Source organism: Pseudomonas sp. AGC41, assembly GCF_057334555.1.
This window is the reverse complement of the sequence record NZ_JBHFJB010000051.1, coordinates 18,551-31,702: the sequence shown is the minus strand read 5'-3', so window position 1 is coordinate 31,702 and position 13,152 is coordinate 18,551. Positions and strand designations below refer to the sequence as shown.

The window sequence follows — 13,152 nt, the reverse complement described above, 5'->3', positions numbered from 1 at the left end:
GGGGACAATGTTGGTGCGACTTCAGTGGACTACCAGAACCGCTGCTGCGTCAGGCGGCTCCACCAGCTCAGCAGCACCCGGTCCACCGAACCGCTGGCCGCCATGCCGATGCGCTCCTGCAGGCTTTTGCGTTCGGCATAGTGCAGGTGATAAAGCTCGGCACCCTTGGCCCGTTCGGCCAGGTATTCATCGCTGGTCTTGAGCTCGTCCACCAGGCGTTTCTCCAGCGCGGCGACACCAAGCCAGACCTCGCCGGTTGCCACTTCATCGATAGCCAGCTGCGGGCGGTAGTTGGATACGAAGTTCTTGAACAACTCATGGGTGATGTCCAGGTCTTCCTGGAATTTTTCCCGGCCCTTCTCGGTATTCTCGCCAAACACCGTCAATGTGCGTTTGTACTCGCCGGCGGTCAGCACTTCGAAATCGATGTCGTGTTTCTTCAGCAGGCGATTGACGTTAGGCAACTGGGCCACGACGCCGATGGAGCCGAGGATCGCGAACGGGGCGCTGATGATCTTCTCGCCGATGCACGCCATCATGTAGCCGCCGCTGGCTGCAACCTTGTCGATGCACACCGTCAGCGGCACGCCGGCCTGACGGATCCGCGCCAGTTGCGACGAGGCCAGGCCGTAGCTGTGGACCATGCCGCCACCGCTTTCCAGGCGCAAAACCACTTCGTCCTTCGGGGTCGCCAGGGTCAGCAGCGCGGTAATTTCGTGACGCAGGCTCTCGGTGGCGGAAGCCTTGATATCGCCATCGAAGTCCAGCACGAACACCCGGGGCTTGGCCGCTGGTTTGTCTTTCTGTTTCTTCCCGGCCTTCTCGGCCTTGCCTTCACTTTTGCGCAGCGCCTTGAGCTGGTCCTTGTCCAGCAGCGTCTGCTCCAGACGCTCACGCAAGCCCTTATAGAAATCGTTGAGCTTGCTGACTTGCAACTGCCCGGCCGACTTGCGCCGCCCCTTGCTGCGCAACGCAGCAAAACTGGCCATGACCACCAGAATGGCGATCACCAGCGTCACCGTCTTGGCCAGAAAACCGGCGTATTCGACAAAAAACTCCACAGCGACTCCTTAAATGCAATGCGCCACTGAACGCAGGCGCGTAACGGTCCCAGCATACCCATGCGCCTGCCCCGCTGCCAGCCATGAAACCTGCTGTTACCGTAACGCGGGTGAGTCCGGACGGGCCTGTAACGGTCATTTCAAACGAGCGTATGTTTTTTCGTTGACAGCCCTCCGCCATCCTCATAACCTCGCCAAACCTTCAACGTACCGGGATGACGCGGACGTGGGCAGCATTTATCTGATACGACATGGCCAGGCCTCCTTTGGTGCGGATGACTACGACGTCCTTTCGCCCAATGGCATACGCCAGGCCCAAGTGCTGGGCGCCCACCTGGCAGAGCTCGGCGTCGTGTTCGATCGCTGCCTCTCGGGCGACCTGCGTCGCCAGCAGGACACCGCCATCGGCACGCTGGGCGCGATGTCCGCTGTCGGGCTGCCGGTTCCCGAGGTGGAAATCGACACCGCGTTCAACGAATTCGATGCCGATGCGGTGATCCGCGCCCTGCTCCCGGACATGCTGCCCCAGGAGCCCGAAGCGCTGCATATCCTGCGCAACGCGGCGCAGAACCGCGGCGAATTCCAGCGCATTTTTGCGTTGATCGTCGAACGCTGGCTCAACGGCCAGTATGACCCGCCCGGGCTGGAGAGCTGGCTGGGTTTTGTCGAGCGGGTCCAGGCCGGCCTCCACCGCATCCTCGAAAAGGCCGACAAGACCCACAAGATCGCCGTGTTCACCTCCGGCGGGACCATCACCGCCCTGCTTCACCTGATCACCCAGATGCCTGCCCGGCAAGCTTTCGAGCTGAACTGGCAGATCGTCAACACCTCGCTCAACCAACTGAAATTCAGAGGCCGCGAGGTGGCCCTGGCTTCCTTCAACAGTCATGCGCATCTGCAACTGCTGAAGACCCCGGACCTCATCACCTTCCGCTGAGGCCGGATTACTTGCAGACCCTTGCTGTACCACTCAAATAAGGATCGAAACCATGACCTCCGTAGCCGACGCCGTAAAAGCCATGCAAGCCAAATTCAACCCAGCCGCCGCTGCAGGCCTGGACCTGGTGTTTGGTTTCAATATCACTGACGAAGACAAGCAGTACGCCCTGATCGTCAAGGATGGCACCTGCGACATCCAGGAAGGCGAGAACCCCGACGCAAACTGCACGCTGGTCTTGGACAGCCAGACCCTCAAGGACATCGTCAGCGGCGAAACCGACGGCATGCAAGCGTTCATGGGCGGCAAGCTGCGCGTCGAAGGCGACATGATGCTGTCGATGAAGCTGTCCGAGCTGTTCCCTTCCTGAGATTGAGCTCGCGTTCCTCGCAAGCCTTTGATCGCTGACGAATCCCGCCCCCGTGGCGGGATTCGTGTTTCTTGCCTTGAATCTCTTGTTGAGCGCCCCACCGCCATCGTCGAAACACCTACAATGCCCGCTCCACCCGCTTCGGCCCGACCATGGACATCGACCTCGCCCGTACCTTCCTGGAAATCGTCCGCCACGGCAGCCTCGCCGCTGCGGCGCAAAAGCTGCACGTCACCCAGACGGCGATTACCGCCCGGGTCCAGAAGCTCGAAAGCCAGCTCGGCTGCGCGCTGTTCGTGCGTAACCGTGCCGGTGCGCGGCTGACCGCCGATGGCGAAGCCTTCGTGGTCTACGCCAACCAGCTCGTACAGACGTGGGAGGCCGCCCGCCGGGACCTGCCGTTGCCCGAAGGTTATCGCAACGTCTTGCATCTGGGTGGCGAGGTCAGCTTGTGCAATCCCCTGATGCTTGCCTGGGCCGGGGAATTGCGCCAGAAAATCCCCGGCCATGCCCTGCGCATGGACATCCGCGACGGTGAAAAACTCTTGCAACAGCTGGAGCTGGGCCTTCTGGATGCCGCAGTGGTCTACCAGCCCGAGTATTGGCCGCGATTGCAGGTGGAGCAGTTGCTGGAAGAAAAACTCATCCTGGTGCGCCTGGCCGCTCGCCCCGAGCCCTACGTGTACATCGACTGGAGCGCGGACTTCCGGCGCCAGCACGACACGGCGCTTCCGGACAAGGCCAAGGCCGCCGTGACCTTCAATCTCGGTCCACTGGCGTTGCAATATATTCTGGAAAACGGCGGTAGCGGCTACTTCCGCACCCGGGTCGTGCAGAGCTACCTGGACAGCGGCATTCTGGAGCGGGTGCCCAAGGCGCCGGAGTTCAACTACCCGACCTATCTGGTGTATTCCAGGGACCGCGATTCGGCGGCATTGCAGCAGGCGTTCGAGGTGCTGCGGGGGATCGTCAAGGCTGGCAGCGACTGGTCCCAGCGCTGGGATCCGTTGGGCTGACTGATCAGGGACGGGCCGCTTCGCAGCCCCGCGGGAGCAAGCTCCCTCGCCACAAAAGCGCTTATTTTTTATAAAGGCCCTTCGCGGAACAAAGGGCCTATACAAACTGGTTGGACTACGCCCGCACCAATTCGGCGATCTTGTCCTTGGTCAGCAAGCGTTCTTTCTTGAGTGTCTCCAAAGCAGGATCGGACAGCGTGACGGGCGGCTTCTCGGCATTCACGACCTCGGCGTCGATTCGCGCATACTTCTTGAGCAATTCGTCGAGCGTCGGATCCTCGCTACGCTTCTGCTGGATGTGGTCTTTTGTGCAATCAAGATCCTGGCAAAGATCATGGGACACCGGCATGGAGCACCTCCTTTGGTTGGTTCGGTGGCGAGTGCTTTTCATGGCACTGCCTGTCACCAGCATGGCCTTGCCGGTCGGCTTCTGTCGACCGCCAATCCGACCAGCGGTGACCGTTCGTCGTGCCGCGCCGCGCTTCGATCAAACCTTCGGCCCCTTCCCGCTCTCCATTGAACAGTGACCACAAGAACACTCGTACAACCTGTGTGGAGACTTACCTATGGACAGATTTACCCTGCGTCAACTCGGCCTGGCAGTTGCCCTGAGTACCAGCATGGGCATGGCATGGGCCGCGACATCCAACGACTTTGTCGACAACGCGGCAGCCGGCGGCATCGCTGAAATCGAAACCAGCAAACTGGCGCTGCAAAAAAGCCAATCGGCGGACATCAAGGAGTTCGCCAACAAGATGATTGCCGACCACACCAAAGCCAATGAAGAGCTGAAGGCGCTGGCGCAAAAGCATGACATCGAAGTACCGGACGACACCACGTTGATGAAAAAGGCCAAGGCCAAGATTCTCGATGTGCGTGACGAGTCCTTCGATCCGGCCTACGCCAACAACCAGGTGATGGCCCATGAGGAAACCATCGCTCTGTTCAAGAAGGAAGCCGAGACCGTCACCGACGACAAGAAGCCCGGCAACACCGAACTCAAGGCGTTTGCTCAGAAAATGCTGCCCGACCTGCAGCACCACCTGGAAATGGCCAAAAAACTCCAGGCTGCGCATCCTAGTAAATAATGCAGCACGCATGAAAAAGCCCGACCATCGAGTCGGGCTTTTTGTTGGCTAGCTATCGGCGGTATCGATGTCGGCGTCGGTCTTGTCGCCGGGGCCAGGCCGATCCGGCTCTGGCTTGAAGCCAGGGCTGTAGGTGTTGTCGTTGTCCTGGTGATGTTGTTTCTGATCGACCTCGCTGGCAGCGCTATGAGCCTGGTGTGTTCCAGCCGGGCCGGCGGGCGGGTTACCCGGTCCTTGGGGATCGACGGCCGGATCGTTACGCGAAGACTGGGTCTGCGTCTGGCCTTGTTGCTGGGTATTTGCAGGATCGCTCATTGGACACCTCGTTCATGACAGGGCCGGTTCAATCGACGGCCTTGGTTATTCGAAGGTCGCATGGCGGCTGGGTTCCATTCTTTTGCAGCATGCTCAGCCGCCCAGTACCGAACTGACCATCCGGGTCAGCGCATCCGGGCTATAGGGTTTGCTCAGCAGATGAGTGTCCGGGCTCAACTGGTGGTTGCGCGAGATGATGTCGCGGGTGTGCCCCGACGTGAACAATACCGGCACCGGTGGGTTCTGGACCTTGGCCCAGGCGGCCAGGTCGGAACTCTTGATCAGCCCGGGCATGACCACATCGGTGAAGATCAGGTCGACCGAGATGCCCTCCAGCAATAATTTCATCGCCTCGTCGCCATTCGCGGCGGTCAGGGTCCGATAACCCGACAGCTCGAGCAATTCCACCGAGGCACTGCGTACGTCGTCGTTGTCCTCGACCACCAGGATCGTTTCCTGCAAGCCCGACTGATGCGTGCGCTGGTGCGTCTGTTCCTCGGACTCGGGCTTATGGCTGCGCGGAAAGTACATGTGCACCTGGGTGCCTTCTCCCGGGTGACTGGAAATCTCGATATGGCCGCCGCTCTGCTTGACGAACCCGAACACCATGCTCAAGCCGAGCCCGGTGCCCTGGCCGTCGGTCTTGGTGGTAAAGAACGGCTCGAAAACCTGCTTGAGGACTTCAGGCGGCATGCCTGCGCCACAATCGGTCACCGACAGCCGTACGTAATCGCCGGCGGCAACGCCTTTGCCGGCGCAGGACGAGTCATCCAGTGCGATATTTTCGCCAATCAGGCAGATGGTCCCTTCGCCGCCCATGGCATCGCGGGCGTTGATCGCCAGGTTCAACAGGGCGTTTTCCAGTTGGTTGCGGTCGACATGGATGCACCACGGCTCATCCGGCAACGCCACCTCGATCCGGATGGTTTCCCCCAGTGCCCGTTGCAACAACTCGCCCAGGCCATCGTAGATGCGCCGGGGGTTGTAGACGGCCGGCGACAACGGCTGGCGCCGGGCAAAAGCCAATAGCTGCGAGGACAGTTTGGCGCCCCGCTCCACGGCCTCGATGGACGCCCCGACCCGCCGTTGCACGTTGGCATTGTCAGGCTCGTGGCGAGCCAGCAGATGCAGGTTGCCAGCAATCACCTGAAGCAGATTATTGAAGTCATGGGCCACGCCGCCCGTAAGCCCGCCAATGGCCTCAAGCTTCTGCGATTGGCGCAACTGCTCTTCCGCCGCCAGCCGCGCCTGCACTTCATCGGCGACGCGTTGCTCCAGCTCGCGGGTGAACTTGAGCAGTGACGCTTCGGCAGTCTTGCGCTCATTGATGTCGATCAGCACACCGGGAAAACGCAGGGGTTTGCCCAACGCATCGAACTTGCAGCGGCCGCTGGCCAGGACCCAGAGGTATTCGTCCTCGCCACGACGCACTCGGTATTCAGCGCTGTAGGGCACGCCCGTGCGCACCGTCAGGTCGACGCGTTGCTCCACGTCGGCAAGATCATCCGGATGGATGCGCTGGCGAGCGATCTCGATGGGCAGTGCATCCAACGAACATTCGGGCGGATAGCCGAACGTACGGGCGAAACGCTCGTCGCCGGACAGGGTATCGGCCGGGATATCCCAGACAAACGAGCCCAGCAACGGCCCGGCCGAAAGCGCCAACTGAATACGTTCGTTGACCGCACGGTAGCTGCGTTCGGCCTCCTGTCGGGCCCGCTCGCTGAGCACCAGCTCGGTGGTTTCCACGACGATCGCCAGGACGCCAGCCGGCGAATGATCATCGTCGGGCACCGGGCTGTAGTAGAGGTCCATCCAGACGTCTTCGGGCTTGCCGTCGCGCAGCAATACCAGTTCCTTGCTGCGATAGGACAAGGTGCCGCCAGCCAGGCACACGTCGAGCACATGGCGATTGAAGTCGGCGACTTCCGGCCAACCCAGCTCCACCGCCCGCCCCAACAGGTACGGGTGACGGCCGCCGGCAAACTCGGCATAGGCGTCGTTATAAATCATGAAGCCCTGGCGGCCCCACAACATGACCATCGGCAAGGGCGAAGCCAGCATCAACTGGACAGCGCTGCGCAGGCTGGCGGACCAGTGCTCGATCGCGCCCAGTTCGGTGCGACTCCAATCATAGGCCCGGATACGTCGGGCCATCTCACCGTCCCAACCGGGACACCCGTTACTCTGGGATAAGAACTTCATGGAACGACTCTCACCTCAAACTACCAGCAGGGAAGCGGCATACCACAAGTCCCTTGTGCTAGTGCTTCGAGCGCGGGGTTGGCAATTGGTTCATGCAGAAGGCCCTGCGACGGTCCTGTCTGGTCCGGGGGACAGGGTGAACATGTTGGCAAGGGTGGGTGTTCAACGAAAATCGCGGCTGCGCACATTGATGCCCGCCAGCAATCCCGTCAGGTCGCTCAGACGCCCGGCGATCAGGTGCCGGACCTCGCCGACACTCTCCCAGCGCCCATCCACACGAAGCAATTGCGAACCCACCAGGACCTTGCGTTGACGCTCGGCCAGGTCGCGCCAGACCACCACGTTGAGGTTGCCGAATTCATCTTCCAGGGTGACGAAGGTCACGCCACTGGCCGTGCCCGGGCGCTGGCGGCCGGTGACCAGCCCGGCGACGCTGACGTTGCGACCGTGTTCCACCGTCTGCAATTCCCGCGAACTGCGGCAGCGCCGGGCGCGCAATTCGGGACGCAACAAGGCCAGCGGATGAGGCCCCAGCGTGGTGCCCAACATGGCGTAGTCGGCGAACAGGTTCTCCCCCACCGTGGGCGTCGGCAAGACCACGGGCGGTTCCTCCTCGCTGGGCAAAGCGGCGAACAGGCCCAGTTGTTTTTGCACCCCGGCGATTTCCCAGCGGGCACGGTGACGATCGCCGGCCATACCGCGCAACGCGCCGGCGTCGGCCAGTTGTTCCATGGCCCGGGCATCGAGTCGAGCCCGTTCGGCAAGGTCCGCCACATCGCTGAAAGGCCGCTGTCTGCGAGCCGTCTCGATACGGCGGGCATCGTCTTCGCGAAAACCCTTGATCAGGCGCAAGCCCATGCGGATCGCCGGTTGCCGGCCCTCCAGGGGTTCGAGGCTGGATTCCCAGTCGCTGGCGCGCACGTCCGCCGCACGGATCTGCAAGTGGTGCCGACGGGCATCCTGGAGGATCTGGTCCGGGCTGTAGAAACCCATGGGCCAACTGTTGATCAGGGCGCAGGCGAACGCCGCAGGTTCGTGGCATTTGAGCCAACTGCTGGCGTAGGTCAGCAAGGCGAAACTGGCGGCATGGGATTCCGGGAAGCCGTAGTTGCCGAAGCCCTTGATCTGCTCGAAGATCTGCGCGGCGAATTCAGGCGTGTAGCCGTTGCTCTTCATGCCTTCTGCCAGGCGCTCGCGATGCGGCTCAAGGCCGCCGTGGCGTTTCCACGCGGCCATCGAGCGACGCAACTGGTCCGCCTCGCCGGGCGTGTAGTCCGCCGCGACGATAGCGATCTGCATCACCTGTTCCTGGAACAATGGAATGCCCAAGGTGCGACCCAGCACCACTTTCAATTTTTCCGAAGGATACGTGACGGGCTCTTCGCCATTTCGCCGCCGCAGATACGGATGCACCATGCCGCCCTGGATCGGTCCCGGCCGTACGATCGCCACCTCGATCACCAGATCGTAATACTCCTTGGGCTTGAGCCGGGGCAACATCGCCATCTGCGCCCGGGATTCGATCTGGAACACGCCGATGGTGTCGGCGCGGCTGATCATCTCGAACGTCGGCCGATCGTCCTTGGGCAACGACGCCAATGTATGCCGCACACCCCGGTAGTGCGCGATCAGGTCGAAGCAACGGCGGATCGCGCTGAGCATGCCGAGGGCGAGGATGTCCACCTTGAGCAACCCGACCGCATCGAGGTCGTCCTTGTCCCACTGGATGATGGTGCGCTCGGCCATCGCGGCGTTTTCCACCGGCACCAGGGTGTCCAGTGGTTGCTGGGAAATCACGAAACCGCCGGGATGCTGGGACAGGTGCCGGGGGAAGCCGATCAGTTGTCGGGTCAGGCTCAGCACCCGGCGCAACACCGGGCTGTCCGGGTCGAAACCGCCTTCGCGCAAGCGGTCCAGGGGCGGCGCTTCATCACTCCAGCGCCCGCAGCAATCGGCCAATGCATTGACCTGGTCCGGCGGCAGGCCCAAGGCCTTGGCCACATCGCGCACCGCCCCGGCGCCATGGTAACTGCTGACCACCGCCGTCAACGCCGCGCGATGCCGGCCGTAACGCTGGAACACGTACTGCAAGACTTCTTCGCGGCGCTCGTGTTCGAAATCGACGTCGATGTCCGGCGGCTCATTGCGCTCGCGGGACAGGAAGCGCTCGAACAACATGTCCGTCCGGCTCGGATCGATTTCGGTGATGCCCAGGGCGTAGCACACCGCAGAGTTGGCCGCCGAGCCTCGACCCTGGCAGAGAATGTGGCGGCTGCGGGCGAAACTGACGATGTCCTGCACGGTGAGAAAGTAGCTGTCGTAGCCCAGTTCGGCGATCAGCTTCAATTCCTTGTCGATCTGCACGCGCACCTTGTCTGTCACGCCGTTCTCCCAGCGCTCGCGCAGGCCGCGCTCGGTCAACTCCCGCAGCCAGGAGGCCGGATCGTGACCCTCGGGCACCAGCTCGCGGGGGTATTCGTAGCGCAACTGGCCGAGGTCGAACGTACAACGCTGGGCGATCTTCAGGGTTTCATCGAGCAAGGCTCGCGGGTAGAGATCGGCCAGGGCCTGCAAGCTGCGCAGATGGCGTTCGCCGTTGGGGTGCAGGCGCTGGCCGGCCTCGGCCACGGTGACGTGGTGACGGATGGCGGTCATGGTGTCTTGCAAGGCACGCCGACCACGCACATGCATGTGCACATCCCCCGTGGCGACAGAGGGAAGGCCCAGGTGTCCGGCCAATGCGAGCAAGTCCGCCAGCCGCTGGCGATCGTCCTGGCCGCAATGCAGTTGCACGGACAGCCATAGCCGCGTTTCGAAGATCTGTTGGAGCCAGCGCCCCTGCTCCTCGGGCGCCTTGCCTTCGGGGATCCACAGCGCCAGCAAACCCGGCAGAGGTTCGTCGAAGTCATCCCGGACGATGCGATAACAGCCTTTCTCGCTGCGCCGCCGGGCGCGGGTGATCAGCCGGCACAAGGTCTGGTAGCCCTCGAGGTTCTCCACCAGCAGCACCAGTTTCGGGCCGTCCTCGACCTGGATTTCGCTGCCGACGATCAGTTGCAGCTCCAGCTCCCTGGCCGCCTGCCAGGCCCGGACGATCCCGGCCAGGGTGCATTCATCGGTAATCGCCAGGGCCGCATAACCCTGCTCCTTGGCGCGGCGACACAATTCCAGGGCGCTGGAGGCGCCGCGCTGGAAACTGAAGTTCGACAGGCAATGCAGCTCGGCGTATTCGACGTTCATGCGAACCAGCCCTGCAGCCACAACGGCCCGCCCTCGCCCACCGGTCGGTAGGCCCAGCCGCGTTGCCCGGCGCGGGTTTCGATCAGGTAGTAATCGCGGCGCACGTCGGCTCCGTCCCACCAGCCGGACTCGATGCGCTCCGGCCCCATGAGGATTCGCGCCTGGCCCTCGGGCAACGCCTGGGGCTCGCCGAGCAGCCAGCCGGGACGCTGGACTTCCTCGCGCAGCGGGCATGCCTGTTGCCGCGGCTGGGGAGTCATCTGCCAGGCGCACTCGGGTCGATGATCGTCGCCGAATCCCAGCCCCAGCACGGCGTCATCGCCCAGGCGCGCCCGCAGCCGTTCGCGCAGTTGTTCCCAGGGCAAGGACTGTTGGGGACGCTCGTCGAACAACTCCAGGCGCTGGGGCACGAAGCTCGGCAGGTTGTCGGCACACAAGCGAAAGCCGCGCACTGGCGCCTCGACTTGTACCTGTTCAAGACGACCACGGGCCAGTTCGAACAGCATCGAAGGCTCCCGCTCGGCGCTGAGCAGGCCGACCTTGATCACCGTGTCCGGCAGACCGGCGTGTTCCAGATGCAAGTCGAAGCGCTGCACACCGCTGTCGCGCCCACACAGGAAAGCCGACAGGTCACCGGTCAACCGGCGCAGCGGAAACAGCAGCGCCTGGTGAGACTGCACGTCGTAATTGAGTTCGATGCGCACATCAAAACGGTCCGGGGGCAGGTAGAACGACAGCGCCAGGGTACGACTGCCCGTCAGCGCGTCGAGGTGCTTGAGCACATCGGCCTCGAAGCGCCGCGCCAGGGTGTGCCGGGGCAAGGCCCGGACCTGATCCAGGCGGCGCAGGCCCATGCGCGACAGCGCCGTGGCGACGTCGGGCGCCAGGCCGATGCGGTCTACCGGCATTTGCCCCAGATATGCTTGCAAGGTTTCACCATCGGGCACCACCAAGGCGTCATGGGCATTGGCCAACATCCGCGCCGCCACGGGGTTGGGGGCGGCGACGATGCGATGACGAAAGCCCAGTTCAGTCAGCTCGGCCCGCAACCGAGCCTCGAACACCGGCCAGGGCCCGAACAGCCCCAGGCTCGATTCGATCTCGAACAGCACCGTGCGCGGGTAATGCACGCTGACCTGGGAACTGAAGCGGTAGGCCCAGGCCGCGAGGAATTGTTGCCAGTGCTCGATCTGCGCCGCGTCGTATTCGGCCGTGGCAAACCCTTTGCTCAGGGCCTGGGCGGCGGTCATGCTCTGGCCGGGCCGCAAGCCCAGGGCGCGCGCCGGCTCATTGACCGCTTGCAACACCCGGCGCTGGGCCGGACCGGTCAGCAGCGCCAGGGGCTCGTCGGGATCGGGGCGCTGGCGCAGCGCGGCGTCCAGCGCCAATTGCGGGAAAAGGATACAGACCCAGCGCATCGCAACCTCAATGCCCCGTGTGCGTGGTGAATGCAATCGGCGCCGAACGGGCCAGGCCACCCCGGGACTTGAGCACCCGCAATTGTGCGGGGCGGGCATCGATGGCGATGCGCAAGGCCGCCGGGGACGGGTTGATCGCTTCCTGGATAGAGCGCCAGGCGAACGCCAGGGTCTGGCCGGTTTCCGCCGCGACCTGCAGGCGTCGCAAGGCCCGGTCATCCGCCTGGCGCGGCCAGCACAGCACCGCGCCGCAACTGCCCGAACGCAGGCATTGTTCGGTGGCCCACAAGGCATCCCGTGGGTCGGCCTGGATGATCGACAACTGGCGCAGGTCCACCCCGGCATTTCGCCAGGCCTGGGGATAGGGCACGAACGGCGGCGCCACCAGCACGATGCGTTCCCCCGCCGCCGACAGCCGTGCCAGGGTCGGCCACACCAGTTGCAATTCGCCCACGCCCGGCGCGCCGATGAGGATTTCCGTCAATGCCGCGTCCGGCCAGCCACCACTGGGCAATGCCGCGTCCAATGCAGCATGACCGGTGGGCTGCGGACTGGCGGCCGGTGGCGCAGGCCGGCCTCTCCAGACCTGGCCGCCATTGAACAGCGTGTCCAGCGCAACGACGGCGCCCATCAGCCTTGTCTCACCAGGCCACAGAACACACCTTCGATCGCCAGGTCCCGGTCGGCTTCGACGATGATCGGCTGATAGGCCGGGTTGCGTGGCAACAGGCGCACGCGCTCGCCGACTCGCTCGAAGCGCTTGATGGTCACTTCACCGTCCAGGCGCGCCACGACGATCTGCCCGTTGGCGGCCTGGGGCGTACGTTGTACACCGACCAGATCGCCATCGAGGATACCGTCCTCGATCATCGAATCGCCCTGGACCCGCAACAGGTAATCCGGCGCCTTGGTGAAAATCGCCGGGTCCAGCAACAAGCGGCTGTGGACTTCGGCATCGGCGCCAATCGGCAGGCCGGCGGCCACCCGACCCAACACCGGCACGTCCAGCAGCTCGGGGCGCGGCGGCTGGTTCAGCAACCGGATGCCTCGGGCCTGGTGCGGATTGACTTCGATGAAACCGGCTTCAGTCAACGCCAGCACATGCTTGCGCGCCACGCTGCGGGAGGCAAAACCGAACGCCTCGCTGATTTCAGCGAGGCTGGGAGGCTGGCCCTGCTCGGCGATGCGTTCGCGGATAAAGGTCAGGATGGCGGTACGGCGGGGAGTGAGAGTCGTCATGGAGTACATTTGTACTCCTGTCGGTTTTGCCTGACAAGCGCCGCCAGTCAGTTCATGGGATGGCCTTGTTGGGGTGTATATCCATTTTTTTGGTAACGGCTGCTTATGGTTCCGCCCTTACGGCGGGTCACTTTTATGAAGCGTAAAAGTAACCAAAACGCTTTTGCCCCACCACTCGGCACCTCGCCTAGGCTCGGTGTGCCCTCACTCCGGCATTGCTCCGTGGGCCCGCCGCGAAGGGCCATCCATGGCCCAGCGCGGCT

Annotated in this window: 13 protein-coding genes; 5 read left to right on the top strand and 8 right to left on the bottom strand. The window is 63.3% G+C overall.

Annotation, left to right across the window (positions count from 1 at the left end; all coding sequences use genetic code 11):
* Positions 1-29 precede the first annotated feature (29 nt).
* Positions 30-1,061, bottom strand: a complete 1,032-nt coding sequence (gene sohB, locus ACE04F_RS10445; RefSeq protein WP_305500284.1) for a protease SohB — start codon at positions 1,059-1,061, stop codon at positions 30-32.
* A gap of 226 nt (positions 1,062-1,287) precedes the next feature.
* On the opposite strand from sohB, the gene ACE04F_RS10440 reads away from it, so the two are divergent.
* From ACE04F_RS10440 to ACE04F_RS10430, 3 genes are all read left to right on the top strand, one after another.
* On the top strand, positions 1,288-1,998 hold the full coding sequence (locus ACE04F_RS10440; protein WP_486106448.1) for a histidine phosphatase family protein: 711 nt from the start codon (positions 1,288-1,290) through the stop codon (positions 1,996-1,998).
* Between the two features lie 52 nt (positions 1,999-2,050).
* Positions 2,051-2,368, top strand: coding sequence for an SCP2 sterol-binding domain-containing protein (locus tag ACE04F_RS10435; RefSeq protein ID WP_016774477.1), 318 nt, complete (start codon positions 2,051-2,053; stop codon positions 2,366-2,368).
* 152 nt (positions 2,369-2,520) lie between these two features.
* The gene (locus tag ACE04F_RS10430) at positions 2,521-3,384 is read left to right on the top strand and encodes a LysR family transcriptional regulator (protein WP_305501220.1); all 864 of its coding nucleotides are present in this window, start codon (positions 2,521-2,523) and stop codon (positions 3,382-3,384) included.
* Positions 3,385-3,499: 115 nt separating this feature from the next.
* Here ACE04F_RS10430 and ACE04F_RS10425 read toward each other — a convergent pair whose 3' ends face one another.
* Positions 3,500-3,733, bottom strand: a complete 234-nt coding sequence (locus tag ACE04F_RS10425) for an HP1242/YdcH family protein (RefSeq protein WP_486106445.1) — start codon at positions 3,731-3,733, stop codon at positions 3,500-3,502.
* A 40-nt stretch (positions 3,734-3,773) separates the two neighbouring features.
* On the opposite strand from ACE04F_RS10425, the gene ACE04F_RS10420 reads away from it, so the two are divergent.
* Both ACE04F_RS10420 and ACE04F_RS10415 read left to right on the top strand, forming a co-directional pair.
* A complete protein-coding gene (locus ACE04F_RS10420) occupies positions 3,774-3,911 on the top strand; it encodes a hypothetical protein (protein ID WP_486106443.1) in 138 nt (45 codons plus the stop codon).
* 39 nt (positions 3,912-3,950) lie between these two features.
* A complete protein-coding gene (locus tag ACE04F_RS10415) occupies positions 3,951-4,472 on the top strand; it encodes a DUF4142 domain-containing protein (protein ID WP_486106441.1) in 522 nt (173 codons plus the stop codon).
* A gap of 48 nt (positions 4,473-4,520) precedes the next feature.
* Here ACE04F_RS10415 and ACE04F_RS10410 read toward each other — a convergent pair whose 3' ends face one another.
* The 6 genes from ACE04F_RS10410 to lexA form a co-directional block, all read right to left on the bottom strand.
* Positions 4,521-4,787, bottom strand: coding sequence for a hypothetical protein (locus ACE04F_RS10410; RefSeq protein WP_486106439.1), 267 nt, complete (start codon positions 4,785-4,787; stop codon positions 4,521-4,523).
* A 93-nt stretch (positions 4,788-4,880) separates the two neighbouring features.
* The gene (locus tag ACE04F_RS10405) at positions 4,881-6,992 is read right to left on the bottom strand and encodes a hybrid sensor histidine kinase/response regulator (RefSeq protein ID WP_486106437.1); all 2,112 of its coding nucleotides are present in this window, start codon (positions 6,990-6,992) and stop codon (positions 4,881-4,883) included.
* Between the two features lie 162 nt (positions 6,993-7,154).
* Positions 7,155-10,253, bottom strand: a complete 3,099-nt coding sequence (locus ACE04F_RS10400; RefSeq protein WP_486106435.1) for an error-prone DNA polymerase — start codon at positions 10,251-10,253, stop codon at positions 7,155-7,157.
* The gene (locus ACE04F_RS10395) at positions 10,229-11,650 is read right to left on the bottom strand and encodes a Y-family DNA polymerase (protein ID WP_486106433.1); all 1,422 of its coding nucleotides are present in this window, start codon (positions 11,648-11,650) and stop codon (positions 10,229-10,231) included. Before ACE04F_RS10395 ends, ACE04F_RS10400 begins: the two co-directional genes overlap by 25 nt.
* A 7-nt stretch (positions 11,651-11,657) precedes the next feature.
* Entirely contained in the window at positions 11,658-12,281 is a 624-nt protein-coding gene (gene imuA, locus ACE04F_RS10390; protein ID WP_434573376.1) for a translesion DNA synthesis-associated protein ImuA, read from the bottom strand.
* Positions 12,281-12,898, bottom strand: a complete 618-nt coding sequence (gene lexA, locus ACE04F_RS10385; protein ID WP_486106430.1) for a transcriptional repressor LexA — start codon at positions 12,896-12,898, stop codon at positions 12,281-12,283. Before lexA ends, imuA begins: the two co-directional genes overlap by 1 nt.
* Between the last annotated feature and the right edge of the window lie 254 nt (positions 12,899-13,152).